Source organism: Vibrio sp., assembly GCF_984391705.1.
Genome location: NZ_CFHWOM010000003.1, coordinates 123,143 through 148,209, shown reverse-complemented (window position 1 = coordinate 148,209; position 25,067 = coordinate 123,143). Strand labels below are relative to the sequence as shown.

26 protein-coding genes, 1 riboswitch and 1 other annotated feature are annotated in these 25,067 nt (G+C 43.6%); of the genes, 5 read left to right on the top strand and 21 right to left on the bottom strand.

Annotated features, from left to right (window positions below; all coding sequences use genetic code 11):
• Positions 1-15: 15 nt before the first annotated feature.
• The 6 genes from hisH to tet(35) all read right to left on the bottom strand — a co-directional run bounded on the left by hisH (position 16) and on the right by tet(35) (position 6,993).
• Complete coding sequence (hisH, locus tag AC4MRV_RS04190; RefSeq protein WP_491186167.1) at positions 16-630, bottom strand: imidazole glycerol phosphate synthase subunit HisH; 615 nt, start codon at positions 628-630, stop codon at positions 16-18.
• A gap of 12 nt (positions 631-642) precedes the next feature.
• Positions 643-1,716: a bifunctional histidinol-phosphatase/imidazoleglycerol-phosphate dehydratase HisB gene (gene hisB, locus AC4MRV_RS04185; protein WP_491186166.1), complete on the bottom strand. Its 1,074-nt coding sequence runs from the start codon at positions 1,714-1,716 to the stop codon at positions 643-645.
• Positions 1,717-1,774: 58 nt separating this feature from the next.
• Positions 1,775-2,815 (bottom strand): histidinol-phosphate transaminase, encoded by a 1,041-nt coding sequence (gene hisC, locus AC4MRV_RS04180; RefSeq protein WP_491186165.1) that lies wholly within the window; start codon positions 2,813-2,815, stop codon positions 1,775-1,777.
• Positions 2,816-2,826: 11 nt separating this feature from the next.
• On the bottom strand, positions 2,827-4,122 hold the full coding sequence (gene hisD, locus AC4MRV_RS04175; RefSeq protein WP_491186164.1) for a histidinol dehydrogenase: 1,296 nt from the start codon (positions 4,120-4,122) through the stop codon (positions 2,827-2,829).
• A 5-nt stretch (positions 4,123-4,127) separates the two neighbouring features.
• A complete protein-coding gene (hisG, locus tag AC4MRV_RS04170) occupies positions 4,128-5,024 on the bottom strand; it encodes an ATP phosphoribosyltransferase (RefSeq protein ID WP_491186163.1) in 897 nt (298 codons plus the stop codon).
• A 54-nt stretch (positions 5,025-5,078) separates the two neighbouring features.
• Positions 5,079-5,215 (bottom strand) — a sequence feature (His leader region).
• A gap of 176 nt (positions 5,216-5,391) precedes the next feature.
• Positions 5,392-6,993 (bottom strand): tetracycline efflux Na+/H+ antiporter family transporter Tet(35), encoded by a 1,602-nt coding sequence (tet(35), locus tag AC4MRV_RS04165; protein WP_491186162.1) that lies wholly within the window; start codon positions 6,991-6,993, stop codon positions 5,392-5,394.
• Positions 6,994-7,106: 113 nt separating this feature from the next.
• Positions 7,107-7,288, bottom strand: a riboswitch (Lysine riboswitch).
• Positions 7,289-7,858: 570 nt separating this feature from the next.
• On the opposite strand from tet(35), the gene AC4MRV_RS04160 reads away from it, so the two are divergent.
• Positions 7,859-8,278 carry an H-NS family histone-like protein gene (locus AC4MRV_RS04160; RefSeq protein ID WP_491186161.1) on the top strand — a complete coding sequence of 140 codons (420 nt, stop codon included), beginning with the start codon at positions 7,859-7,861 and terminating at the stop codon, positions 8,276-8,278.
• Positions 8,279-8,364: 86 nt separating this feature from the next.
• Here AC4MRV_RS04160 and AC4MRV_RS04155 read toward each other — a convergent pair whose 3' ends face one another.
• Both AC4MRV_RS04155 and AC4MRV_RS04150 read right to left on the bottom strand, forming a co-directional pair.
• Positions 8,365-9,669: an inosine/guanosine kinase gene (locus tag AC4MRV_RS04155; RefSeq protein WP_491186160.1), complete on the bottom strand. Its 1,305-nt coding sequence runs from the start codon at positions 9,667-9,669 to the stop codon at positions 8,365-8,367.
• Positions 9,670-9,821: 152 nt separating this feature from the next.
• The gene (locus tag AC4MRV_RS04150) at positions 9,822-10,091 is read right to left on the bottom strand and encodes a hypothetical protein (protein WP_491186159.1); all 270 of its coding nucleotides are present in this window, start codon (positions 10,089-10,091) and stop codon (positions 9,822-9,824) included.
• Between the two features lie 193 nt (positions 10,092-10,284).
• On the opposite strand from AC4MRV_RS04150, the gene mnmA reads away from it, so the two are divergent.
• The 3 genes from mnmA (at position 10,285) to purB (ending at position 13,589) form a co-directional block, all read left to right on the top strand.
• Positions 10,285-11,409, top strand: coding sequence for a tRNA 2-thiouridine(34) synthase MnmA (gene mnmA, locus AC4MRV_RS04145; RefSeq protein ID WP_491186158.1), 1,125 nt, complete (start codon positions 10,285-10,287; stop codon positions 11,407-11,409).
• 30 nt (positions 11,410-11,439) lie between these two features.
• A complete protein-coding gene (gene hflD / locus AC4MRV_RS04140) occupies positions 11,440-12,060 on the top strand; it encodes a high frequency lysogenization protein HflD (protein ID WP_491186157.1) in 621 nt (206 codons plus the stop codon).
• A gap of 158 nt (positions 12,061-12,218) precedes the next feature.
• Positions 12,219-13,589, top strand: coding sequence for an adenylosuccinate lyase (purB, locus tag AC4MRV_RS04135; protein WP_491186156.1), 1,371 nt, complete (start codon positions 12,219-12,221; stop codon positions 13,587-13,589).
• 93 nt (positions 13,590-13,682) lie between these two features.
• On the opposite strand, the gene AC4MRV_RS04130 is transcribed toward purB, so the two are convergent.
• From AC4MRV_RS04130 to htpX, 9 genes are all read right to left on the bottom strand, one after another.
• Positions 13,683-14,207 (bottom strand): DUF3833 domain-containing protein, encoded by a 525-nt coding sequence (locus tag AC4MRV_RS04130; protein ID WP_491186155.1) that lies wholly within the window; start codon positions 14,205-14,207, stop codon positions 13,683-13,685.
• A complete protein-coding gene (locus AC4MRV_RS04125) occupies positions 14,207-14,767 on the bottom strand; it encodes a chalcone isomerase family protein (protein WP_491186154.1) in 561 nt (186 codons plus the stop codon). The genes AC4MRV_RS04130 and AC4MRV_RS04125 overlap by 1 nt, the downstream gene beginning before the upstream one ends.
• Positions 14,724-15,248, bottom strand: coding sequence for a DUF2878 domain-containing protein (locus AC4MRV_RS04120; protein WP_491186153.1), 525 nt, complete (start codon positions 15,246-15,248; stop codon positions 14,724-14,726). The genes AC4MRV_RS04125 and AC4MRV_RS04120 overlap by 44 nt, the downstream gene beginning before the upstream one ends.
• 1 nt (position 15,249) lies before the next feature.
• Positions 15,250-16,494, bottom strand: coding sequence for a class I SAM-dependent methyltransferase (locus AC4MRV_RS04115; protein ID WP_491186152.1), 1,245 nt, complete (start codon positions 16,492-16,494; stop codon positions 15,250-15,252).
• Positions 16,491-17,279 carry a DUF1365 domain-containing protein gene (locus AC4MRV_RS04110; protein WP_491186151.1) on the bottom strand — a complete coding sequence of 263 codons (789 nt, stop codon included), beginning with the start codon at positions 17,277-17,279 and terminating at the stop codon, positions 16,491-16,493. The genes AC4MRV_RS04115 and AC4MRV_RS04110 overlap by 4 nt, the downstream gene beginning before the upstream one ends.
• Positions 17,279-18,559, bottom strand: a complete 1,281-nt coding sequence (locus AC4MRV_RS04105) for an NAD(P)/FAD-dependent oxidoreductase (RefSeq protein ID WP_491186150.1) — start codon at positions 18,557-18,559, stop codon at positions 17,279-17,281. Before AC4MRV_RS04105 ends, AC4MRV_RS04110 begins: the two co-directional genes overlap by 1 nt.
• A 12-nt stretch (positions 18,560-18,571) precedes the next feature.
• Positions 18,572-19,297 (bottom strand): SDR family NAD(P)-dependent oxidoreductase, encoded by a 726-nt coding sequence (locus AC4MRV_RS04100; protein ID WP_491186149.1) that lies wholly within the window; start codon positions 19,295-19,297, stop codon positions 18,572-18,574.
• The gene (locus AC4MRV_RS04095) at positions 19,294-19,713 is read right to left on the bottom strand and encodes a nuclear transport factor 2 family protein (RefSeq protein WP_491186148.1); all 420 of its coding nucleotides are present in this window, start codon (positions 19,711-19,713) and stop codon (positions 19,294-19,296) included. The genes AC4MRV_RS04100 and AC4MRV_RS04095 overlap by 4 nt, the downstream gene beginning before the upstream one ends.
• A gap of 182 nt (positions 19,714-19,895) precedes the next feature.
• A complete protein-coding gene (gene htpX, locus AC4MRV_RS04090) occupies positions 19,896-20,759 on the bottom strand; it encodes a protease HtpX (protein ID WP_491186147.1) in 864 nt (287 codons plus the stop codon).
• Between the two features lie 312 nt (positions 20,760-21,071).
• Between htpX and AC4MRV_RS04085 the strand changes: the two genes are divergently transcribed.
• Positions 21,072-21,239: a hypothetical protein gene (locus AC4MRV_RS04085; RefSeq protein ID WP_491186146.1), complete on the top strand. Its 168-nt coding sequence runs from the start codon at positions 21,072-21,074 to the stop codon at positions 21,237-21,239.
• A 62-nt stretch (positions 21,240-21,301) separates the two neighbouring features.
• Here AC4MRV_RS04085 and bioD read toward each other — a convergent pair whose 3' ends face one another.
• The 4 genes from bioD to bioB are packed head-to-tail and all read right to left on the bottom strand — an operon-like array spanning position 21,302 to position 24,979.
• On the bottom strand, positions 21,302-21,985 hold the full coding sequence (gene bioD / locus AC4MRV_RS04080) for a dethiobiotin synthase (protein WP_491186145.1): 684 nt from the start codon (positions 21,983-21,985) through the stop codon (positions 21,302-21,304).
• Positions 21,982-22,785: a malonyl-ACP O-methyltransferase BioC gene (gene bioC, locus AC4MRV_RS04075; protein WP_491186144.1), complete on the bottom strand. Its 804-nt coding sequence runs from the start codon at positions 22,783-22,785 to the stop codon at positions 21,982-21,984. Before bioC ends, bioD begins: the two co-directional genes overlap by 4 nt.
• Before the next feature lie 9 nt (positions 22,786-22,794).
• Positions 22,795-23,940, bottom strand: a complete 1,146-nt coding sequence (locus AC4MRV_RS04070) for an 8-amino-7-oxononanoate synthase (protein ID WP_491186143.1) — start codon at positions 23,938-23,940, stop codon at positions 22,795-22,797.
• Entirely contained in the window at positions 23,927-24,979 is a 1,053-nt protein-coding gene (bioB, locus tag AC4MRV_RS04065; protein WP_491186142.1) for a biotin synthase BioB, read from the bottom strand. Before bioB ends, AC4MRV_RS04070 begins: the two co-directional genes overlap by 14 nt.
• Positions 24,980-25,067 lie beyond the last annotated feature (88 nt).

The window sequence follows — 25,067 nt, the reverse complement described above, 5'->3', positions numbered from 1 at the left end:
TTTGATTCTTTAAAATTACAGCTCTAAAAAGTTCTGTATAAGCTTTGAGCCAGCTTTTGATGAGCGCTCTGGGTGAAATTGAACACCGTAGTAATTGCCGCTTTGTACTGCAGCGGTAAATGGCTGGCCGTATTCACATTGCGCAATGGTGTAATCACCTACTGGCATACCGAAGCTGTGGACGAAGTAGAAGTACTCACCTTCTTCAATACCTTTAAACAGCGGGTGTTCTGGGGTCGACTTGACGGTATTCCAACCCATGTGCGGAAGAGGCAGTTCGCCAGTTTCAAGCAGCTTAACCTCGCCTTCACATAAGCCAAGGCATTCAACAAGCTCATCGGCTTTTTGGCCTTTTTCTTGTGACACTTTGCCAAGTAACTGCATACCTAGACAGATACCCAAAAGCGGTTTTTCAACTTGCTTAACCAATTCAATCAGGTCACGTTCTTGCAAGTTCTTCATCGCTTCACTCGCCGTACCAACTCCTGGTAAGAAAAGCTTATCGGCGGCAAGAACAACGCTCGGCTCTTTTGAGATTGTCACCGTATAACCAAGACGTTCAATCGCAAACTTTACAGAAGAGACGTTGGCGCAACCGGTATCAATAATAACTACGTTTTGATCACTCATATTCTGCCCTTACTAGAGTACGCCTTTACTACTTGGAAGCTCTGTGCCTTCGACTTTGATTGCTTGACGAAGCGTGCGACCAAAGGCTTTAAATAGGCTTTCAATGATGTGGTGATCGTTATGACCTGCTGATGATAGGTGCAGTGTACAAGCTAGCGTGTCAGTCAGTGAACGGAAGAAGTGAACCACCATCTCTGTTGATAGATCACCTACCTGCTCTCGGCTAAATTCTGCTTCAAACTTAAGGTAAGGACGGCCAGAAAGATCCAACGCACATTGCGCTAAACACTCATCCATCGGCAAGCTAAAGCCGAAACGACCAATACCACGTTTATCACCCAGTGCGTCTTTCAGTGCTTGGCCTAGAGCTAAAGCCGTATCTTCAACGGTGTGGTGATCATCAATGTGCAAGTCACCTTCCACGTTACATACCATTTGGAAACCGCCGTGAGTTGCGATCTGATCAAGCATGTGATCAAAGAAGCCAAGGCCTGTCGAGATTTGGTTACCGCCCTGCTCATCTAGGTTCACTTTCACTTTGATGTCAGTTTCTTTAGTGGTACGAACCACATCAGCCACACGCGCTTTAACGGTCAGGTCTTTTAGAATTTGCTTCCAACCCATGGTTTCTGGGTTGTACTGAATACCACGAATAGCCATGTTCTCAGCCAGTTGAAGGTCAGTTTGTCGATCGCCAATCACGACTGAGTTTTGGAAATCAACCTTGCCAGCTTGAAGGTACTCTTTCACCATACCCAGTTTAGGTTTACGGCAAGAGCAGTTATCTTCTTCGAAGTGAGGACAGATTAGAACATCATCAAACTTCACACCTTGAGATTCGAAGATCTCCATCATCATATCGTGTGGCGCATCGAAATCAGCTTGAGGGTAGCTGTCTGTGCCAAGACCATCTTGGTTGGTGACCATCACGAGTCGGTACCCTGCATCTTGGAGTGAAAGAAGGCTTGGGATAACAAACGGCTCTAGTTTTAATTTATCTAGGCGGTCAACTTGAAAATCTACCGGTGGCTCAACGATAAGTGTGCCGTCACGGTCGATAAATAGAATTTTTTGTTGCTTACTCACACGAACTTCCTTATTTCAATTTGGGTAGCTCTCGCAATCGGCAAGAGCCAAAAATCTGTTAGTTATAGTAATTTCTGATAAAGCCGAGTGTTTTTTCACACTCGTCACGGCTACCAACGCTAATACGAACACAATTCTCGATTGGAGAGTTACGCAAAATAATGCCGCTGTCCCATGCCGCTTTAAAGACTGCATCACCATCTGGGAATTTAACCAGCAGATAGTTACCCCACCCTTCAAAAACTTCCAGGCCTTGAATCATCGATAAACCAACCTGTAGATACGCTCGGTTTGCATTCAGGTCGAGCACTTGGAACTTAGCTCGGGCAAGACCAGCTTCAGAAAGTGCTTGAGTTGCGATGTCGGCAACAGGAATTGGCACAGGATAAGGAGCAATCACTTTCAGCAATACATTGATCAGCTCTTCGTTGGCAAGTGTAAAACCACAACGTAGACCGGCTAATGCAAATGCTTTAGACAGAGTGCGCAAAATGGCAAGATTCGGGTACTCGGCCAGAAGGTCCACCGTTGAAGCTTCAGGGCAGAAGTCGATATAGGCTTCATCCATCACCACTATTGCTTTGTCTTTGGTCATCTCAAGCAGAGAAACGATGTCTTCACGCTTAACCAAATTTCCAGTTGGGTTGTTAGGGCTACATACGAATACTAACTTAGTGCCTTCGAGGTTTTGTTTGATGCCTTCTAGGTCAAGTTGCCAATCCGCCGTAAGTGGAACCGTTTTACGCTCAACGCCAATAGTTTCAGCACTGATTGAGTACATGCCATAAGTCGGTGGACAGTATAGGATTGCATCTTCACCCGGCTCACAAAACGCACGAATAAGCAGTTCAATGCCTTCATCAGCACCGCGCGAGGTTAGTGTCTGCTCCGGTTTAACACCCGCATACGCGGCGTACGCTTCAATCAGTTCTTTTGGCTGACACTCGCTATAACGGTTTAAACGTGCAAAGTCGGTTTTGTATTCATTATCAAACGGAGATTCGTTAGCGTTAAGCCAAACGTCTCCGGTGCCGCCGATACGTCTTGCGGAAAGGTAAGGCGTTAATTTTTGGACTTGTTTACGTGCTAGCTTTTCCATCTCATTTATCCTTACGCTTTAGCAGCTAACTTCTCGACACGAATCGTTACTGCACGCTTGTGCGCATCTAAGCCTTCAGCTTCAGCCATAGTAACAACAGTTGGCGCGAGAATTTGTAGGCCTTCTGCACTCAGCTCTTGTACCGTCATACGCTTAGAAAAATCTGCCAAGCCTAAACTTGAGTAAGTACGTGTGTAACCATAAGTCGGAAGAACGTGGTTAGTACCAGACGCATAATCACCAGCAGATTCTGGTGACCAGTCACCCAAGAAAATTGAACCAGCATTGTCTAGCAATGGCAGAAGCTCACGTGGGTTCTTGGTTTGTACAATTAAGTGTTCTGGGCCGTAGTAGTTCGAAATAGACACAGCTTGAGTTAGCGACTCAGAGATAATAATTAGGCTTGATGCCAGTGCTTTTTCCGCAATATCAGCACGAGAGAGTTCTTTCAGTTGACGTTGAACCGCATCCGTCACTTGGTCTGCAATCACAGGTGATGGTGTCACAAGTACCACTTGCGAATCAGGACCATGTTCCGCTTGGCTTAAAAGATCTGCCGCAATAAAGTCTGCGTCAGCCGTTTCATCGGCCAATACTAAAACTTCCGACGGACCTGCAGGCATATCAATTGCAGCGCCACGGAAATCATTGCTCACTTGGCGTTTCGCTTCCGTCACATAGGCATTGCCTGGGCCGAAAATCTTATCGACTTTAGATACTGTCTCAGTCCCGTATGCCATTGCCGCAACCGCTTGGCCGCCACCGACATTGTAAACCTCATCGATACCACACAGGCGTGCTACGTATAAGATTTCATCCGCAATCGGCGGTGGAGAACAAAGCACTACTTTGCGACATCCTGCAATCTTTGCAGGTACACCTAGCATAAGAACCGTTGATGGAAGTGGAGCACTGCCACCAGGAATATACAAACCCACTTTTTGGATTGGGCGAGTAACCTGCTCGCAGACGACTCCGGGTTGAGTTTCGACTTTAATTGGCTGAGGCTTTTGCGCTTTGTGGAACTTAGCAATATTTGAATAAGCTTGATCCAGAGCCTGCTTCATATTGTCAGATAAGCGAGCACATGCATCTGTCACCTCTTGTTCAGATACGCGAATAGATTCTGGCTTAACTCGATCAAACTTTTCTGTTAATTCAAGTAGTGCTGAGTCACCTTCATTACGAACTTTTGCAATCACCTCAGCAACTGCCGCAGTGATATTGGCACCTTCCGCAATTGCAGGACGCTCTAGAATAGAATCTTGCTGAGATTCGCTCAGCGACTGCCAAACAACCGTTCTCATCTCTATTACCCCATCATCTTTTCAATTGGCAACACCAGAATTGAGCTTGCACCAAGTTCCTTTAGCTGCTCCATCGTTTCCCAAAACAGATTTTCGGTACTTACTAGATGTACGGCTACTTTTTCTTTATCAGTAGATAGAGGTAAAACTGTTGGATCCTCAGCTCCAGGAAGTAGCGCTTTAATTTGCTCAAGCTTACTTACTGGCGCATGTAGCATGATGTATTTAGACTCTTTCGCTTGCTGTACGCCTTGCATACGAGTCAGCAGTTTCTCAATAAGTGCCTCTTTGTCCGCATCAAACTCACCCGTGCGCTGGATTAGGGTTGCTTTAGATTTGAAAATGATTTCTGCTTCTTTTAGACCATTCGCTTCTAGCGTTGCGCCTGTTGAAACAAGGTCAGCAATCGCATCAGCAAGGCCTGCGCGAGGAGCAACCTCTACCGAACCAGTCAACATACAAGTAGAGAAAGGAACGCCTTGTTCGTCCATGTAAGCTTTTAGAAGTTGAGGGTAAGTGGTAGCGATGCGCTTACCAGCAAGATCTTGAGGGCCGTTGTACTCTTCGTCTTTATCGATAGCGATGGAAAGTCGGCAGCCACCAAAGTCTAAACGACGTAACGGGACAAACTCGTTTGGCTCGCCTAGTGCTTTACGATCTAAGCGAACTTCTTCTAATTCATTTTCGCCAATAAAGCCAAGGTCAACCACGCCATCCATAATTAAACCTGGGATGTCATCATCTCGAACCAGTAATAGGTCAATTGGCATATTTAGTGAGTGAACCACTAAGCGCTCACCCATGATGTTGAATTTAACGCCGCACTTTTTAAGAAGCTCTTGGCACTCTTTACTTAGGCGACCTTTTTTTTGAATTGCGATTCTTAGGCGTTGTGTCTGCATTGCTTTATCCCTGTGCAAATTTTTGAAATTTATAAACTTTTTAAGATTGCTAATACTGAAAAACCCTCGGAAGAGTGTGTCTCCCGAGGGTTCTAAATCTTGTTGTTTGCGATTTTAGACTCCGGGAGTATCCTGTCTCCCGGGTATGCGTGCATCTCCCGAAAGACTAGACTGGGTGATGATGGTGATGAATGTTCATGACTAAATTACGCATACTTAATAAGCTCTTATTGTTCGCTTTGTTGATATCCACACTAACTAAGGTGTAAACATTTTTCAACCATTTATTTAAACTTTTTTCAATTTGTATATGACAAATAAAAAGGGAGCCGAAGCTCCCTTTAGAAATGAATGTACGAACAATCAGTTAAGCGTTTTGACAGCTCGCCATTTTTGACTTGGATAACACCGAAAGCAGCACACAAACTGCAATAAACGCAACCGAAGACACAGCCAACGAGATACCTACTGAAGCCGTCATACCTAGAGTAACAAAACCGATGCACGATACTGCAGCAACCGACAACGCGTATGGCAACTGAGTCGCGACGTGGTCAATGTGGTTACAGCGCGCACCCGTTGAAGACAAGATAGTTGTATCTGATATTGGTGAACAGTGATCACCAAATACTGAACCAGCCAAAACTGCACTTAACATTGGCAACATTAGTGCAAGATCAGTGGCGCCTGCCATATCGCCCGCGATTGGTAGCATGATACCGAATGTACCCCATGATGTTCCCGTCGAGAACGCCATCAAACCAGATAGTAAGAATAAGATAACAGGTAACCAATGTGGATTGATGTTACCTTGAGCTAAAGTAGACAGGTACTTACCAGTGTTCATATCACCGATGACTGAACCGATAGTCCAAGCAAAGACTAGGATAAGGATCGCGCCGAACATTGATTTAGCACCGATCCAAAGCGTACGAGCTATCTCAGTACCCGCAATGCCTTGCTTAATTACTGTGAACAACGCAACCGCCAGACCAACTAGGCCACCATATATCAGTGAAGTACCAACATCTGTATTCTCAAATGCTCCTAATAGATTGAACTCAATCCCATCAGAAGCAAGTGCCTGACCACCTGTGTACATCATTGAAGCAACAGTCGCGATAATCAAGAATACGATTGGTAGGATTAGGTCAGAGACTTTACCACCTTCACTTTCTCTAATATCTAGCTCTTCATTTAGCTCATGTGCTTCTTCTGTGTCGTTTTCTTTATCTTTATCGAAGCCACGACCTTGAGATGCTGCGATTTCGTGCTCGCGCATTTTGCCGATATCAAGACCAAACCAAGCAACTGCAAATACCATTAGCAATGCGAAGATTGCGTAGAAATTCATAGGTACTAGACGTAGGTAAGCACCCAACGCTGAATATTCTGTAATACCGTGGGAAACAAGAATGCCACCTATGATTGTCATGATGTATGCACCCCAGCTAGACGCTGGCATGACCACACACATAGGTGCCGCTGTAGAATCTAGAATATACGCAAGCTTAGCGCGAGATACGTAGAAGCGGTCCGTTACCGGGCGAGAAATCGCACCTACTGCTAGGCTGTTAAAGTAGTCATCAACGAAGATGAACACACCAAGAAAAGCAGCAAGCAGCTTAGAACCACGTTTGCTTTTAACTCGAGTTTGAGCCCATTCAGCAAATGCTCGCGTACCACCAGAAAGAGTTAACAATGCTGTCATCATACCTAACAGCAGTAGGAAACCAACAATACTCATGTTCCAAGTATTGATGCCACCATCTTCGATGAACACACTTGAAACTGTGGACCCAACATAACCTAACGCGCTACCAAATGAGTAGTCATTCAATAGAATCGCGCCTAGAACAATACCGACACCTAACGAAACAAGTACACGACGTGTAACAATAGCAAGACTCAATGCCACCAAAGGAGGCAAAAGAGATAAAGGAGATGATGCAAAATCAATTAAATTCATGATCTTCAAAAACCAGTAATAAATGGTTAGAGATCTACTGCAGACTAATTGAAGGAATTCATTTCCAAACAATTGAGCAAAAATAAGCGATAGGCAAGCGAATGCTTCCCCAGCCCTACAGTAGCGCTCCATAGTTTTACAAATTATAGACTATGGCAGTGTTACCCCTTTCGAGTGTAACCCCAGCAAGTTTCTTTGATGAGAAGACTCACTTCGGCAGAATAACCTTTCTTACTTGTTCATTGGCATCACCCCAACAAGCTTTACTTATTTATTCCGCGCCTCTACCGCACCTTATGAAACTTTAAACTATTGAAAAGTCATTTTAACAATAATTTAACCATAAAAGTGCATTAGGTTCCGCTCATTGTACTTAAGTAGCACATCATTTCAATACATCACTCCAGTTTTATTGTTAAAAATATTCTTAACCCCAAAGGATTAACTTTCCAACTATTATGCATAGACATCCTATGCATAACTGGTATCCAGGAATTGAATTTGCCTACCAACAACGATACAACGTCGATATAAGTGAAACATTTTAAACCATACTAAATAACCAAATTCCAATTAATTGACATGCGACTAAAAGTTGACGGCAACACGTAGACGTTACAAAGACTGCTTACAATATATGAAACCGAATACTTAAATATAAGTTTAATAATTAACTAAATGGTCTAATTTACATCATTAAAAACATAGCTTGGTCACGAAATGTAGAGATAGAAAAAACAAATTCCCATAAATGAATTATATTTGTCAGGATTTAACTAAATTTACATTCACTATATTGTAATATCCGTTTTTCAGGATTATTATCTCTCATATTAGGCACTCCTTATAAAAGTGAGATTAAAATATGTCGGAACTAACAAAAACACTATTAAACATTCGTAGCTTGCGCGCTTTCTCTCGTGAATTAACACTTGAGCAACTAGAAGAAGCGTTGGACAAATTAACTATCGTTGTCGAAGAGCGTAAAGAATCAGAAGAAGCAGAACGTGCAGCTGCAGCAGAGCAAGAAGCAAAACTATCAGCTATCGCTGAACAAATCGCTAAAGATGGTATTGATGTTGAAGCTCTTATCTCTGCTCTAGCAGGTGAGACAAAAGGCAAGGCTAAAGCAAAATCTAAACGTGCTCCTCGTCCAGCTAAATACGAATATGTTGACGCAAATGGCGAAACGAAGACTTGGACTGGTCAAGGTCGTACTCCTTCAGCAATCCAAGAGCAATTAGATGCTGGTAAAGTTCTAGAAGACTTCCTTATTGAGAAATAATGAACCTTCTTTGTAAAAAGCGCCTAAACGGCGCTTTTTATTTATGTACTAAATAAAAAACCTCACATTAGTGAGGTTTTTTATTGTTATCTTTCCCAGTATGCTTCTTCTAAGCTATCTTCTCGCTCTGGTAACCCTCTCGACAATCTAGGAGAGTGTTGAACTAAAACTTCATAACTAGCTCGGTTGGAGTATTTACATACCTGAGAAAAAGATGAGTACGTCAAATACGCGTGAGCGTGTTTGCTAGAATTGGGAACGTTCTCTTTATGATATTTATTTGCAGCCATATCATGTAATAACGCAGATAAAGCCGCGTCACCTGCACCGTTCGTGTTCTTAATTTTTTCAGGTCCACCCATATAAGGTGAAATATGTGAGTAAACTTTAATAGGATTCTCACAGTTATCTTTTACTGCAGGGCGACTAAACTCGTAACGGTTAAATTCCGCGATACTGCCTGGAAGTAATGGCAAAGACGTTTCACGCTTCGCTGCCTCTTCCGTGTAACCCGCCATAAACAAGCCAACAGGACCCGCTGTACACAATACTAAATCAACCCATTCCAAAGCTTTATCTGAAGCCGCTAGTGGATCGGATTCACCAGTTAACGCTTCTGCTTCATCTTCATTCATTGCGACTACTGAGACGTGGTCACGTAAAAACTCTTGCCAGAATTTCGGGTCATCCTGAATAACAAACTTTGTACCCAGAGTTAATACAACAGGAACGTTATACTTTTTGGCATACTCTATCGCTCTCATTGTAGCTTCAGGCATTGGATCACCCTCTTTACAACGAACTAAATAAGCCGTTAGTACTAACGCTGAAGCGTTTTTAAAAATCTTCTCTGGGATGCTATCTGGACGAAGTTGGTTCATCTGGCCTTCGCTAATTGCAAAAGTTCGTTCACCATCTTCTGTAATTAATGCAAAACAACGTCCAATCGCACCTTCAACACCCTGAAGGTAATTGAGATCCATGCGGCTAGATGTATTACATAGATAACGATAACCATAACTACCGATCTTAATATCTTGGCTCATTACACCCAATAATGTCGAGCGATCATCCGCCAACACAGAGTAGTTATGCAACGTATTACCGATCGTGCCACCCGCGTATTCGTTGGTGATTAACTCATTCTGCTTAAGCTCAATATATAAAGCTTCTGCGGTTGCGTCATCGATAACTAATGAGTGTCCCTTACTCAATTTGTACTTTTCGATTAATTCCGAGCCCACCTTCGCTTCAATATCAACCAAAGTCTGGTCAATACCAATAATATGTGTGCGAGACATTTTTTTGCTTTCTTGCGCTTGACTCACTAAAGGATCACGAGCATGGACTGGGAAATAGTGTTTCGATTTACGTTGACCAGGAAATTTCATAGCTATATTTCTACGGTATAGGTTCGAGTAAGGGATGAAAGGATGCCGGATTCTACCGCGCACATTTAGACGCGGCAACAATCGCAATTATAGCAAACGTTTGCAATGAAAATTAATTTTCACGCTGTTGGATACGTAATAAATAAGAGGACTTATTCCCCTTCCATGAAACTTAAATCCGGCAGGCGCTCTAAATTTTCTGTGTAACGTTTAAGATTAAACTCGCCTTCATTTTTCATCACATCAAAAATCTCGATCGACATAGCGCAAGCCATCATCGCCACAGCATCCTCACGAGGCGTACCAGTCATCATTAATCTCATAAGAGTTTCTTTCACTTTGATTGGATTGCCGTCCTCCAATTGGTTCTCGATCACTTCGATCAAATGTGACTCTTCAAAGATTTGGTTTTCTTCACTCATTTGTTACTTCCACAGGGCTTGAATTTCGGCAACTATGCCACATATAGACACTCGATAGTAAAAAAAGCGCAGATATAGTGAGTGATAGAGCAAAAAACGTTCTGTTTTGAAGTGTGAGGCCGATCTCGGATCTGTCACCCTGAAAGGCTTTCTGATAGAATCTGCGTCCAGTTAAATTAAGTGGTGTTTAGTAATGTCTGACAACAGCCAAAAGAAAGTCATCGTCGGTATGTCCGGCGGCGTTGATTCATCTGTTTCTGCGTATCTGCTTCAACAGCAAGGTTACCAAGTAGAAGGCCTGTTCATGAAGAACTGGGAGGAAGATGACAATGAGGAATATTGCACAGCAGCGGAAGACTTAGCCGACGCTCAAGCAGTGTGTGACAAGTTAGGCATTCACCTACACACCATCAACTTCGCTGCAGAGTACTGGGACAACGTATTTGAATATTTCCTAGCGGAATACAAAGCTGGCCGTACTCCAAACCCAGATATTCTTTGTAATAAAGAAATCAAATTCAAAGCATTTTTGGAATTTGCAGATGAAGTTCTTGATGCTGATTTTATCGCAATGGGTCATTACGTCCGCCGCACATTCCCAACTGCGGAAGAACAAGCAGCAGGCGAAAAACCGCAAATGCTACGCGGTTTAGATAACAATAAAGATCAAAGTTACTTCCTATACACACTAAGTAGCGACCAAGTTTCCCGTAGCCTATTCCCTGTGGGTGAGCTTGAGAAACCTGAAGTACGACGTATCGCAGAAGAACAAGACCTGATCACAGCGAAGAAGAAAGACTCCACCGGTATTTGCTTTATCGGAGAGCGCAAGTTCACTGAATTCCTAGGCAAATACCTACCAGCGCAACCAGGTAACATCGAAACACCTGAAGGTAAAGTTATTGGCAAGCACCAAGGCTTGATGTACCACACTCTAGGTCAACGCAAAGGCCTTCATATCGGTGGTCAAAAAGGCGGCGGCGGTAACGAAGATCCATGGTTTGTTGGCGACAAAGATCTAAAACGCAACGTTCTGATTGCAGTACAAGGCAAAGACCACCCTCTTCTCAAATCAGAGGGCCTGATTGCATCTCAACTGCATTGGGTTGATCGCACACCAATTACTGATGTTTTGAAGTGCACAGTAAAAACACGTTACCGTCAAACCGATATTCCTTGTACAATTCTCCCTATCGATGATGAGAACATCAAAGTCATTTTTGACGAGCCACAAATTGCTGTGACTCCTGGCCAATCAGCCGTGTTCTATCAAGGAGAAGTGTGCCTTGGTGGTGGTATCATCGAGAAACGCATTTAATTAACGCTATTTATTTTGGAGTATCACTACGTGGCTAACGCATTATATGACCGCACAATCGCATTCGCTGGTATTTGCCAAGCAGTTGCTTTGGTTCAACAAGTAGCGAAAAACGGTCACTGCGACAACGACGCGTTCGAGACTTCCCTAAAAGCGATCATGAATACCAACCCGAATAATACTGTCAGTGTTTTTGGTCGAGAATCAGACCTTAAACTCGGGTTGGAATGCTTGGTAAAAGGCATTGATAGCACACCCACAGGAAGTGAAATCACGCGCTACATCATTAGTTTGATGGCATTAGAACGTAAGCTAAGCGGCCGCAATGATGCAATGGCGCAATTAGGTGACCGTATCCAAATGCTCGAACGACAACTCGATCATTTCGAGCTGCTAGACGATCAAATGATCAGCAACCTTGCGAGTGTGTACTTGGACGTAGTTAGCCCAATAGGCCCTCGCATCCAGGTCACTGGCACGCCAACAGTTTTACAGCAGACAGGAAATCAACATAAAGTAAGGGCACTATTACTTTCAGGTATCCGCTGTGCTGTACTGTGGAAACAAGTTGGTGGTAAGCGTCGGCATCTAATCTTTGGACGTAAGAAGATGGTCGAACAAGCACAAATTCTACTCGCTAGAATGTCCTAATTAATACAAGCTCGCACATGGATGCGAGCTTGTTTTTTTATATTGTCTTATACCAACACAACCCTCACGCAAACGTTTGCGCAATATTCGTGACAAATGCGTCAGATACTGGTATAAAGCTCTCAAAATTTCGAAACTCAATTTTTCAGGAGAACATCATGGAACTGTCAGCATTGACTGCTGTTTCACCAGTAGACGGTCGTTACGGAAGTAAAACTATTGCACTTCGCAGCATCTTTAGTGAGTTTGGCCTACTAAAGTACCGCTCTATCGTTGAAATTCGTTGGTTACAGAAGCTTGCAGCTACAGATGCAATCACAGAAGTTCCTGCATTCAGTGCAGAAGCGAACAAGTTTCTAGATGAACTAGCGGAAAACTTCTCAGAAGAAGACGCTGCACGCATCAAAGAAATCGAGCGTACAACGAACCACGACGTTAAGGCAGTAGAATACTTCCTGAAAGAAAAAGTGGCTGGCGTACCTGAGCTAGATGCAGTTAACGAGTTCATCCACTTCGCTTGTACTTCAGAAGACATCAACAACACTTCCCACGCTCTGATGCTTAAAGAAGCTCGTGATGAAGTGATTCTTCCTGAAATCAAAAACATCATCGATGCTATCAAAGCACTTGCTGTTGAATACCGCGACATCCCTCTTCTATCTCGTACACACGGTCAGCCGGCTTCTCCATCAACAATGGGTAAAGAGATGGCAAACGTTGCGTACCGTATGGAGCGTCAATACAAGCAAATCGCTAGCGTTGAAATTCTAGGTAAAATCAACGGCGCAGTAGGTAACTACAACGCACACCTATCGGCTTACCCAGAGCTAGATTGGCACAAATTCTCTGAAGAGTTCATCACTGAGTCTCTAGGTGTAACTTGGAACCCATACACAACTCAAATCGAGCCACACGATTACATCGCTGAGCTATTCGATGCAGTTGCACGTTTCAACACTATCCTAATCGACTTCGACCGTGACGTTTGGGGCTACATCGCCCTAGGTCACTTCAAGCAAAAAACAATTGCTGGTGAGATCGGTTCTTCGACAATGCCGCACAAAGTTAACCCAATCGACTTTGAAAACTCTGAAGGCAACCTAGGCCTAGCTAACGCAGTATTCGGCCACCTAGCGCAAAAACTACCTGTTTCTCGTTGGCAGCGTGACCTAACGGACTCTACCGTTCTACGTAACCTAGGTGTTGGTGTTGGCTATGCAATCATCGCTTACACGTCTACGCTAAAAGGTATTAGCAAGCTAGAAGTAAACCGTGAAGCGCTACTAGCTGAACTAGACCAAAACTGGGAAGTACTAGCAGAGCCTGTACAAACAGTAATGCGTCGTTACGGTATCGAGAAGCCATACGAGAAGCTAAAAGAGCTAACTCGTGGTAAGCGTGTTGACGGTGAAGCAATGCGTAACTTTATCGACGGTCTTGAGCTTCCAGAGCACGAGAAAGCACGCCTTAAAGAAATGACGCCAGCGAACTACATCGGTCAAGCAATCGAACTTACTGACAAGCTGTAACATCGCCAACGCATTAAACATTAAAGAGAGGGTTGACGCTAGAACGTCAACCCTCTTTCTTTTTCCGGGTGTGCTTGGAAGGTGAAAGATGTGTTACTGCTTTTCAAAGAAGAGCGTAATCCGCCCAACCTCTACGCCAAACTTCTTAATCTTCGTTAGGTTAAACACATGATTTTCGTCCTGACGATATAGCCAGTCGTCGAAGCTAACAACAACCGATGACCCATCCAACTTTAATTCGAAGTCATATTGCCATTGGAGAGCGTTTCCGACTTCTTGCCCTCGAGCCTTGCCGATAATATCTCCTGCTTCTCCTTCGTAAAATCCATTACCATCATGCGTTATCACCCACACTCTTTGGTCTATTTCGCCATCATCGAACACAAAATCTTCCACTAAAGTCAGAGTATCGCCTTCAACCGTACCGACAATTTCCACAGTGAAGCGTCGCGTTTGCTGGTCGGTATAATCTTGAACCATTCCCCAAGCCCTAGTCTGTCCGTTGAAAAAGTCAAAAAGCTCGAATTGAGGCTCAACCTTTTGATAACTCTCTATGTCAGCAGAGCAACCCATCATGAGTGTAACCAGAGTAGCAATTATGACTTTCAGCAATCTCATTACTTATTCATTCCTATTAGTTGTGAACGGAGTTCAGGGTATGTTGTGTTCGGCGAAAGCCAGATAGCCAAAAATGCGTCATTAAGTACCTCATCATTCACTAAACCAATTAGCTCTGGTATGCTTGATGGGCTTGGTTGGTAGTAAAACTTTCCGTTCGTACCGTCTGTTACGTAGGTTAAATTTTGGCCTTGCTCTATATCAGGGAAGATTGGAGCGAGCTCTCTAATCCATTCCATCGTAATTCCTTCTTCATAGCCCATCTCATGCCACTGTTCTAACGTAGCCTCTATCAATTGTTTCTGAGAAATGTCGCGTTGGTAATCAATAGATAAGGCCAGAGGATGAGGTGATATGTCCTGTTGCAATCTGTAAGTTCCATCTGGAGCCAGTAGTCGGGACTGATACACATCAAATATAAAAACGGATAGTTGGGCTTGGCCTACGGAAGGCCAACCACTCCATTCAGTGTGGTCAAGCGCAGAAGATGCCATCGCGGATGAAGAGATTAGAACACTACAAATGAGCCCCCTTTTGATTCTTTTGAATACCTCGGACATAACTGTACACCTTGAGAACAATATTTATTATCACAACCCACTGTAGAAAAAGAATCGCGAGTGTCGTGGGTAATCCCATTGTGAATTCAACAGCGCCTAGCTTCATCCCTGCAAGGTAGCTCAACGCTCCTGAAATTCCACTAACTACAGATACGATCCAGACGGGATAACGGTTCAAAAAAGGAACAAGATAAAATGCATACCAAAGGAAAATGGCCCACAACCCTGTAAGCCATAGAGGAAAAGAGTCTCTGTCAAACTGAAACAGGCCTGTTAGAAAGTTGGTGTAATCTACAACGATGCCAACCGCTAGCAAAATCAACCAACGCTCAAGCTTGAAGTCCTCGTATTTGGAGCTTAAAAACAGAGTCGCCAATACTAGACTTAACGTTAACCACTGCCACTCATGTTGGCCGATAATGGCTAAAAACCAAATCACTTGAAACCAAGTAGAATAGATAATTAACCGTTGAGTACTCATATTAGGGCCTTTCAAATGTCATATGCACTGTACTGATACTCTTCGCCTTAAAGCCTCCCTCGCAATAGCAAAAGTAATAATTCCACATTCGAATGAACGTATCATCAAACCCCAGCTCTCTTACGCGGCACTCAGCAGCGTTAAAGCGCGAATACCAATGATTAAGCGTCTTGGCGTAATCGCCACCAATGTCGAACAAATCACGTAAAACTAGGTCACTACGTTTTGTCGCAGCTTGAGTTAACGCAGTTACTGACGGCAAGAAGCCTCCAGGGAAAATGTACTTTTGAATGAAATCAACATTGTCACTGTAGTAGTCGTAACGTTGATCGGCGATAGTAATTGCCTGTATGGCCATCAAGCCTTTAGGTTTTAACAGCGATTGACACTTTTGAATGTAAGAGTTCAAGAACTGCTTACCCACTGCTTCAATCATTTCTATAGAAACAAGTTTGTCGTACTGCCCATCTAGCTTACGATAATCTTCTTTAAGCAGAGTCACTTTTTCCTGCAGGCCACGCTTTTGAATCTGCTCCTCGGCGTAACAGTACTGTTCTTCAGAAATCGTGGTTGTCGTTACATGACAGCCGTAATTCTCTGCCATGTAAATCGCCATCGCTCCCCAACCCGTACCAATTTCAATCACCCTATCGGATGCTTTCAATTTGAGCTGTTGACATAAACGCTCCATCTTATTGATCTGAGCTTGCTCTAAAGAGTCTGTTGGGCTTGTAAAGATCGCAGAGGAGTAGAGCATCTTGTCATCAAGAAAGGTCTGGTAAAGATCGTTACTCAAATCGTAATGGGCATGTATATTCTTTTGTGAGTTAGCAATCGTATTGCGGTTTAGCCAGTGAGCCACCTTGTAAGAGATTTTCGATAAGAGGCTGGTTCTGTTCTCTAAAGAATCCAACGCCGACAAGTTGAGCGCCATTAACTCCATGAGGGTAGTAAGATCAGGACTGTCCCACCATGCTTCCATGTAGGCTTCTCCGGCTGCAATGCTTCCCCCCGTTAGCAAGCGAGCATAGAAAGCAGGATTCTTCACTTCAATTAACGCTTGAGGTTCGTCATTGCGGGGACTTCCGAAAACTGTTCGTTGGTGAGGTTGTGCGTCATCATAGGACTCCACGACCGTTAAGCACCCAACATTAATTTTATATAAACAATTGAATGCAATGGTACGTGCCGTTTTTTGTCCAGTCGTCAATTGCCCTGGAAACGGTATAACTTGAGAGTTAATCATGTTCGATGCTCCTCGACTTCTTTTCTCTTATGCTGAGTGCTGTTGCTAACCTGGTATTTAGGGTGAGAATAAAAAGGCGCCCCTTTAAACCAAAGTTTTAATGCGTGCCAATAAATTCCTGTCACTACTTTTACTGCCATAATCGGAGTAACGATCAGTTGCTTTAATAAACTCTTAGAAGATAGCGGATGCTTTTTCATCGTTAACGTCGCATCAAATTCCTTACGCTCTCGATGACAATCAAGATGAACAAACAACCTTGTATCTAAAGGCTTAACTTTCCATTGATACATTTGTTCAATCGGGTTGAATGGAGAAACGTGAAACGCTTTATCATGCTGATAATTAGATGCGCTAGAAGCTGGAACCGCATAGTAATGACGTTCATTCCAAGGCGTGTTGCTCACTTCAGCGAGGAGATATTTCCACGCACCGTCATCGTTGTAGACATAGTAAAAGTTTACAGGACTAAAATAGATACCCAGATAACGCAAATGGAGGACAGCTTCGACCTTGCCTGTGAGTCGCTCGCCAGTTAACTGGAAGACCTTATCTTGAACCGCCAGCTTTAAGTCACCATCCCCTAAATAGTCATCACGTTTAAATCTAGCCCAATGCCACCAGCGTCGACCAAAGCACCACACTGACTTTTCCAACTCTTCGATTTTGTCCAAATCTAAGCAAGGCATAAAGAGAGGATAGCTGAGCTCATGCTTGACCGGAGACAAGCGCCTATGTCTTACACGGCCAATTAAAAGTGAGCCATTATCGCTTTCTAGTTTCATTACGCAGCCCCTTGATGCTGCTGACTAATTGCTAACGACTCGATCCCTTTTACGACATCCAAAGCGCTTCGCACACCATCTTCATGGAAGCCGTTGTACCAATAGGCACCACAAAACCAAGTCTGGTTTAGGCCACTTATCTCATTTCTTCGCTGCTGTGAAGCAAATGATTGCTGATTAAATACTGGGTGATGATAACTAAACGTACGTAAGATTTTTTCTTGGGATATTTTTTCCGAACTATTCAGTGACACACAAAATGTCGTGGTTGAATCGATATGCTGGAGTATATTCATGTTGTAAGTGAGGGTTGGTCGCTGGTTTTGTTCATCTTCGCCACCGTACAAGCGATAGTTCCATGAAGCCCAAGCGGCTTTAGATCTAGGAAGCAAAGATTCATCACAGTGAAGAATAACTTCATTCTCTTGATACGCTAAACCTTGAAGGATATTTTGCTCAATAGTTGCCGCATCTTCTAACAGCGCCAGTGCTTGATCACTGTGGCAAGCAAACACGACTTGATCAAACCGTTCTACTCGACCGCAAGCGTGGACACTCACTCCTAAGGAGTCTCTGGTGACTTTCTCTACTGGTGTAGATAACCGAATCTTATCTTTGAAATTCGCAGTCAAAGGTTCGATGTAAGCTCTAGACCCTCCCTCTATCACATACCACTGAGGTCGGTTAGTGACATCAAGGAGCCCATGATTTAGGAAAAATCGAGCGAAGAACTCCAAAGGGAAGGCTCTCATGTCCGCGAGGGTAGAAGACCAAATCGCCGCCCCCATGGGCAGAATGTAGTTGTCGCAAAAGTATTCGCTAAAGCCATGCTGATGAAGGAAGTCACCTAGAGTCTTGTTCTGACCTTCTCCACGTTCGACGATATGCTTCACAGCTTTGTTAAACTTTAAAATTTCAAAAATGAATGAGTAGAACTTAGGATTAACCCAATTACGTTTTTGCGCAAACAAAGTCGAAACGGTGTGACCATTGTATTCAAGACCAGATGAATCGTTGCGAACACTGAAACTCATTTGAGTCGGGCGCCCTTTCACACCTATCTCGTCCATCATTTTCATGAAGTTGGGGTAAGTTCTATCGTTATAAACGATGAAACCTGTATCAACGGAGTACTCTTTACCGCCTACATTTACATCTACGGTGGCGGTATGACCTCCAATATAATCGTTGGCTTCAAATAAAGTGATATCATGTTGTCGACAAAGGTGGTAGCCACATGTTAACCCCGATATACCAGTTCCTATAATTGCTATTTTCATTCTTGGTTTCCTTTACTCTGATATCAGCTTTGCTGTGATTATGTTTTGCCATCGATAAGGCAACGAACCGATCAGTCTTAAGATGGAGGTAAATCGACTAGGAAAGTAGATATGAGCCTTGCCCTTAGCGAGCCCCTTTCGGATCGCATTCGAAGCGTATTCCACGCTCACCAGCATAGGCATGGGAAAAGTGTTCTTGTCTGTTAAAGGCGTTTCAACGAAGCCTGGATAAATAACTGAAACATTGATGGACTGATTCTTCAGATCCAGCTGAAGCGCTCGCGCTATATAACTGACAGCGGCTTTAGATGCACCATAGGCTTCGGCTCTAGGCAAGGCGACTTCACTCGCAATAGAGCCTACGATTGCCACCCTGTGGCCACTGGAAAATCTTGGCTGACACGCTTCTATGATATTGGCGAGGCCTATAACATTGATGTCAAAGACACGTTTGACTAAAAGCGCATCAACTAAACCATCATCAATGTACTCACAATCGCCAGCATTAAAAATCCACAAGCTTGGCGTGTGTGATAAGCTTGCTATTGCAGTTTTAGTACTCTCCAGACAGGTAAGATCGAAAGACAACGACGTAATGAGCGGTGAGTAGGCTTCAAGTTCACTCAACTTGCTTTTGTTGCGACCGCAAGCAATGACGTCCCAACCTTGTTTAGCATAGTCTTTCGCCAGTTGAAGGCCAATTCCTGACGTTGCTCCCGTCACTAAGACCCGGCTCATTGCCCTAGCCTCTGCTTAATCGTCTTGATGACAGAACCAAGCAATGGGAGATTCTCATAAAGCATTTCACCTAAGTCGAAGTAATCACGATGATAGATCACCCTACCGTTGGCAAATTTTAAATGGCTTACGCCTTGGACTTCGACCTTATTGCCCTTTTGTAACTTGGGGTGTTCCAGTGTCATCGTCCAAGTCAAGAAACCGCTATCTCCGACTTGCTGATGTTCTTTGATATCAAAATCACAACGTTTAACGTTACTGTAAAGTGCAGAAAAGTACTTTTGAAGGGCATCCCACCCTTCTAAACGATGTGCCGCGTCTTCAAAAACCACGTCTTGATGATATACATCATCGAGCAAGTACAAATTTGTTTTACTTAGGCGTTGATAGATCGTACCAACAGACTCTACGTTCATCCTTTTCTCCACAAAAGTTATACAACTAATATTTTTGTACAACAAATTCAAGAATAGGACATCAACGAAAGTTGTACAAATCAAGTTGCGTATATTTAAAGAATAGTTACGAATGAAGCAGAAAATTGGATCAAAAAAGGCCTGACATAAAGCCAAGCCTTTTCAATAGATTATAGATGAGATCAAGAATTACGTAACGCCGAGATACGCTTATCAAGTGGAGGATGGCTCATCAACAGCTCAGTCATTGAGCGCTTACCGTTAATACCGAACGCCATCATAGATCCTTCTAATTGAGACTCGTGGCTCACTTTTAGACGCTCTAATGCGGCAATCATTTTATGCTTACCGACTAATTGAGCCGCACCAGCATCGGCGTGGAACTCACGATGGCGGCTATACCACATAGTAATAAAGCTCGCTAGGAAACCAAACACCAGCTCAAGAACAATGGATACACCAAAGTAAACCATCATGTTGCTGCCGCCTTCTTCTTCATCACCATTTGAAGAAACAATATTAGCAATAAAGCGCGACAAGAATATTACGAACGTGTTAACCACACCCTGCATTAACGTCATCGTAACCATATCGCCATTTGCAATATGACTGACTTCATGAGCAAGAACCGCTTCAGCTTCATCGCGAGTCATGTTGTGCAATAGACCCGTTGAAACTGCTACTAGAGAATCGTCACGTTTAGCACCTGTAGCAAAGGCATTGATGTCTGCAGAGTCATAAATCGCTACTGTTGGCATTCCAATACCAACTTGCTCTGATTGACGTCGAACAGTCTCAAGTAGCCAGTGCTCTGTCTCATTGCGAGGGCTTTCGATAACCATTCCGCCAACTGAGCGCAGTGCCATACCTTTTGACATCATCAATGAGATGAACGAACCACCAAAGCCGAAAACTGCGGCCATCACGAGTAGGCCAGACAAACTTCCCGGCTGCATCCCCGTTACAGCATAAACAATATTTAGTACAACACTTAGCACTAGCACAACAGCTAGGTTGGTTGCGAGGAACAACATTACACGCTTCATTACTTTTCTCCGAAACTGGAAGCTTATTATTATTTGTCTGTTTGAGAAGCTCTCAAACAGTATCAATAAATGATTTAACTTATAGATATAGTCTAACTGCTTTAAAAACAAGGTTAAGTCGCAAATTGAAACATTTGTTTTCTCAGATGAGATATTTAACCCTTTCTCACACTTGGTATTGAAGCACATTATGAATACAGATAAACCAATAAGCGTACAGCAAAAGAATTAGACTTTGGTCTTATTGTACCTTTAGCCAAACCTGCTAGATTTTGCTTAGATAAAAAATCCATGTGAATAAGGGATAACATCATGGTTGAAACTAGCAACTATCAAATGGCTATTGATCTACTTTGCTGTCACCTTGGTATTTCAGAGGAAGAAGCGAAACAACAACTTGGTATCTCCTCGGAGCAGCCTGCGCAAGCACATGCCCTAGAGATGCAACAAGCGATGATGGGATTGAGTAACGAAAAGTAATACTCTAACCGACTAAAAACTAAGGGCAGCCATTTGGCTGCCCTTTTTTTCATTTCTTAACATTATTTTGTAAGCAATGGATCAACATTAATATATTTAGCTAAACCTTTACGCTTAACACTTGGAACATAAGGGATCTCACCAATCTTCGGCGCATCTATCTTTTGTTCAAGCATCTCTATGATATCAGCGTAATGCTCCGTTCCAGGGTTAACGCGGTTAGCAACCCAGCCCACCACTTCCAATCCGTCAGCTTTAATCGCGTCATACGTTAACATTGCATGACTAAGGCATCCGAGTTTTATTCCAACAACTAGCACAACAGGTAACTTCTCTTTTTGTACCCAAGTAGAGAGGCAATCACTGTCGGAAACAGGCACTCTCCACCCTCCAGCACCTTCCACTAACACAATGTCGGAACCTTGCTTATGTTGTGAAAGTTTATCGCTTAGCACTGAATACTCAATCGAGATACCTTCATGACGTGCTGCTATATGCGGAGAAGCTGGCAGCTCTAACGCGTAAGGGTTGACGTCATCGTAAACCACTTCCACAGTTGCTGCGTTTTGTAAATAAAGTGCATCCGAGTTACGGAAGCCTTGTTCGGTTTTTTCGCTACCTGCTGCAACTGGCTTATAGCCAATTGTGTTTAAACCTTTTTCGGCAAGTGCGTTTAAAATTGCTTTCGAAGCAACTGTTTTTCCAACATCGGTATCCGTACCAGCAATAAAAAATGCATCAATCATCGATGTATAACCCCTAAACAAACCTGATATGTTGCAGGCAGAAGACCCTGATGGTTTTTGAATGTTCGGTATGCACGCTCTACATCAAGAAGAGCTTTACGACTGGTCAAGCCATGAGAGCGACCGTTAACATGATTTGCGCCAATGCCTTTTAAATCACGCATAAGAGAAAAAGCCGTGTCGTACCAAACTGTGATCGAGGCCAAGTCTAGACGATGGCTATGACATCCAGATTGCGCTAACGCAATTTTTACCTGATTGGCACCTATAAATTCATTGACGTGTTGATATGTGTCAATTTTGGCCCAGGCTTTCTTAAGCTCATAAAGAGAGCCATCCATTAGCGTAGAAAAATAAATTCCACCATGCGCTTTGGTAACACGGCGCATTTCCGCTAAAGGGATAGCTAGGTCCTGGCACCATTGAAGCGCTAAACTCGAAAACACAAAGTCAAATGTGTTGGACTTAAACGGAAGTTGTTCTGCATCTCCTTGGTGGTAACTCATATGGCTTACACCGCATCGTGACCTTGCTGCGAGCAGCATCTCTTCGGATAGATCGAAGCATACAACTTCTGCGCCTCTTGCTCGAAGCAACTGAGAAAAATACCCAGTACCGCAACCGACATCGAGTACCTTTTTACCCGATAAGTCCAAAGGCATATTGTCCAATAAGCGTTGGCCAACATCTCGCTGAAACGCGGCATGAGCGTCATACGTACTCGCGGCTTTACCAAACGCTTCAGCTATCGCTGATTTGTCTGTGTATAGAGATGGATTTATGTCTACGGCTTGTTCCATCAAACTACCCTATTCACTTATGTTGATTACTTGGTCTAGGCTTTTAGCCAGCTTTGAGATATGTGCTAACTCATGATTTGCAGTCAATGTAATTCGAAGGCGAGAAGTCCCCTTAGGAACCGTAGGTGGACGAATGGCGGTAGTCCAAAAACCACGCTTTTTCATCGCTTGCGAGACACCTACAGCGAACGTCGAGTCACCTAATATCAAGGGTTTAATTGGAGTGCTCGTTTCAACATAGCCATCAAAGTTCTGAAATTGCTCTTTGAATGCCGCTTGAAGTTCACTCAGTTTTTCTCGCCGCCAATGTTGGGTCTGCAACATACCAACTGCGTGGGTCAGTGCATAAGCTTGAGATGGTGGAATCGCTGTTGAGTACACATAATGCCGAGCAAACTGCGTAATATATTCTCCGATATCCTTATCACAAAGAATCGCAGCGCCTGATAAGCCGAAAGCTTTACCAAACGTGATAATTAAAATGTCTGGCTTAATCTTAGCCAAATGGCAACTACCTTGCCCTTCCTCACCTAAAACGCCAATCCCATGCGCGTCATCAACGGCAAGTAAAGACTCCGCATCTACAACTTCTCGAACACTCTGCAGTGGAGAGAGGTCGCCATCCATACTAAACACGCCCTCAGTAACAACAAGTGCGTGTCCAGTCAGCAACCTTTGTAAAGAGTTCACATCATTATGCGTAAAGCGCTTCATCGTAGCAGGAGACAACATGCCCGCTTCGATTAACGAGGCATGATTAAGCTTGTCTTGCAGTAACAAATCATTTTTCTCTAACAAACCAAAAATCAGTGCCTGGTTTGCCGAAAAACCCGAGCTAAACAAAACAGCTCTCTCAAAGCCTAGCCACTCACAAAGTGCAGACTCTAGCCCCACATGTGCGGGACTAAATCCAGTGACCAATGGCGAAGCCGCGCTCCCGTTACCAAATAAGTCGATGCCTTTCTGCCAGGCTTGAGCAAGCTCTTTATCATTTGCTAGCCCCAAATAATCGTTGCTAGAAAAATTAACGAACTCAACATCGCGATGCGTCAGAGTCACGCTATTACCATCGGTAATTTCACTTAACTGACGGCTCAATCCCTGCATTGACCGTGTCGCTAGAGCTTCGCTTATCCGAGTTTTAAACGCTTGCATCGTAGAATAAATCTTCTTTAGTCGGTCTTGCTGCTACACGCTCGACAACACGATCAAGGAGATCATTCTCTTCAATTTCATCCGGTTTCTGGGAAACTTCTTGACTATTGATACCCAACTTATTGAACAACATCATATCCTTATCTTCAGATGGATTTGGCGTTGTTAATAACTTACATCCGTAAAATACCGAGTTAGCACCAGCCATAAAACACAGAGCTTGCATTTGCTCATTCATATCTTCACGGCCCGCAGATAAACGAACAGCCGATTGAGGCATCATGATGCGAGCAATTGCAATTAGGCGGATAAAATCAAAAGGCTCAACATCATCCACTTCTTCAAGAGGCGTGCCTTTAACTTTAACTAGCATATTGATAGGAACACTCTCAGGGTGTGTAGGTAAATTCGCCAACTCGACAAACAAACCCGCGCGATCGTTAACACTTTCTCCCATCCCAATAATGCCACCAGAACAAATCTTCATCCCGGCATCACGCACATGGGAAAGCGTATCCAAACGGTCTTGATAGGTACGTGTCGTAATAATATTGCCGTAAAACTCAGGAGAGGTGTCTAGGTTGTGGTTGTAATAATCAAGGCCTGCATCTGCGAGCTCTTTTGCTTGCTCAGGAGTCAGCATGCCTAATGTCATACAGGTCTCAAGGCCCATACCTTTTACGCCTTCGATCATTTCTCGAAGGTGAGGCATATCACGCTCTTTAGGATTTTTCCACGCAGCTCCCATACAGAAGCGAGTTGAACCCGCATTTTTGGCTTTCTGTGCAGCGTCAAGAACCCGCTCAACTTCCATTAAACGCTCTTTCTCAACATCGGTCTTGTAACGTGCGCTTTGAGGGCAATATTTACAATCTTCAGGACAAGCGCCTGTCTTAATCGACAAAAGAGTGCTTACTTGCACATGATTGTGTTGCTGAAATTGACGATGAACTAACTGCGCTTCAAACAGCAAGTCCATAAAAGGTTTTTCCATTAGCTCTCGGACTTCTGCAACGGTCCAATTATGACGTACTTCCACGTGCATTCCTTTAGTTATTAGATTTGTTACTTGGCTAGTCTAACTCGGCCATGTAGACTGTCAACAATTAAGAAAATTAAAAGTTTAC

Bases quoted from the DNA above. Each gene is read 5' to 3' on its own strand.
- hisH (WP_491186167.1), bottom strand. From the start codon at position 630: ATGAGTGATCAAAACGTAGTTATTATTGATACCGGTTGCGCCAACGTC.
- hisC (WP_491186165.1), bottom strand. From the start codon at position 2,815: ATGGAAAAGCTAGCACGTAAACAAGTCCAAAAATTAACGCCTTACCTT.
- hisD (WP_491186164.1), bottom strand. From the start codon at position 4,122: ATGAGAACGGTTGTTTGGCAGTCGCTGAGCGAATCTCAGCAAGATTCT.
- hisG (WP_491186163.1), bottom strand. From the start codon at position 5,024: ATGCAGACACAACGCCTAAGAATCGCAATTCAAAAAAAAGGTCGCCTA.
- AC4MRV_RS04160 (WP_491186161.1), top strand. From the start codon at position 7,859: ATGTCGGAACTAACAAAAACACTATTAAACATTCGTAGCTTGCGCGCT.
- AC4MRV_RS04155 (WP_491186160.1), bottom strand. From the start codon at position 9,669: ATGAAATTTCCTGGTCAACGTAAATCGAAACACTATTTCCCAGTCCAT.
- AC4MRV_RS04150 (WP_491186159.1), bottom strand. From the start codon at position 10,091: ATGAGTGAAGAAAACCAAATCTTTGAAGAGTCACATTTGATCGAAGTG.
- mnmA (WP_491186158.1), top strand. From the start codon at position 10,285: ATGTCTGACAACAGCCAAAAGAAAGTCATCGTCGGTATGTCCGGCGGC.
- purB (WP_491186156.1), top strand. From the start codon at position 12,219: ATGGAACTGTCAGCATTGACTGCTGTTTCACCAGTAGACGGTCGTTAC.
- AC4MRV_RS04130 (WP_491186155.1), bottom strand. From the start codon at position 14,207: ATGAGATTGCTGAAAGTCATAATTGCTACTCTGGTTACACTCATGATG.
- AC4MRV_RS04125 (WP_491186154.1), bottom strand. From the start codon at position 14,767: ATGTCCGAGGTATTCAAAAGAATCAAAAGGGGGCTCATTTGTAGTGTT.
- AC4MRV_RS04120 (WP_491186153.1), bottom strand. From the start codon at position 15,248: ATGAGTACTCAACGGTTAATTATCTATTCTACTTGGTTTCAAGTGATT.
- AC4MRV_RS04115 (WP_491186152.1), bottom strand. From the start codon at position 16,494: ATGATTAACTCTCAAGTTATACCGTTTCCAGGGCAATTGACGACTGGA.
- AC4MRV_RS04110 (WP_491186151.1), bottom strand. From the start codon at position 17,279: ATGAAACTAGAAAGCGATAATGGCTCACTTTTAATTGGCCGTGTAAGA.
- AC4MRV_RS04105 (WP_491186150.1), bottom strand. From the start codon at position 18,559: ATGAAAATAGCAATTATAGGAACTGGTATATCGGGGTTAACATGTGGC.
- AC4MRV_RS04100 (WP_491186149.1), bottom strand. From the start codon at position 19,297: ATGAGCCGGGTCTTAGTGACGGGAGCAACGTCAGGAATTGGCCTTCAA.
- AC4MRV_RS04095 (WP_491186148.1), bottom strand. From the start codon at position 19,713: ATGAACGTAGAGTCTGTTGGTACGATCTATCAACGCCTAAGTAAAACA.
- htpX (WP_491186147.1), bottom strand. From the start codon at position 20,759: ATGAAGCGTGTAATGTTGTTCCTCGCAACCAACCTAGCTGTTGTGCTA.
- AC4MRV_RS04085 (WP_491186146.1), top strand. From the start codon at position 21,072: ATGGTTGAAACTAGCAACTATCAAATGGCTATTGATCTACTTTGCTGT.
- bioD (WP_491186145.1), bottom strand. From the start codon at position 21,985: ATGATTGATGCATTTTTTATTGCTGGTACGGATACCGATGTTGGAAAA.
- bioC (WP_491186144.1), bottom strand. From the start codon at position 22,785: ATGGAACAAGCCGTAGACATAAATCCATCTCTATACACAGACAAATCA.
- AC4MRV_RS04070 (WP_491186143.1), bottom strand. From the start codon at position 23,940: ATGCAAGCGTTTAAAACTCGGATAAGCGAAGCTCTAGCGACACGGTCA.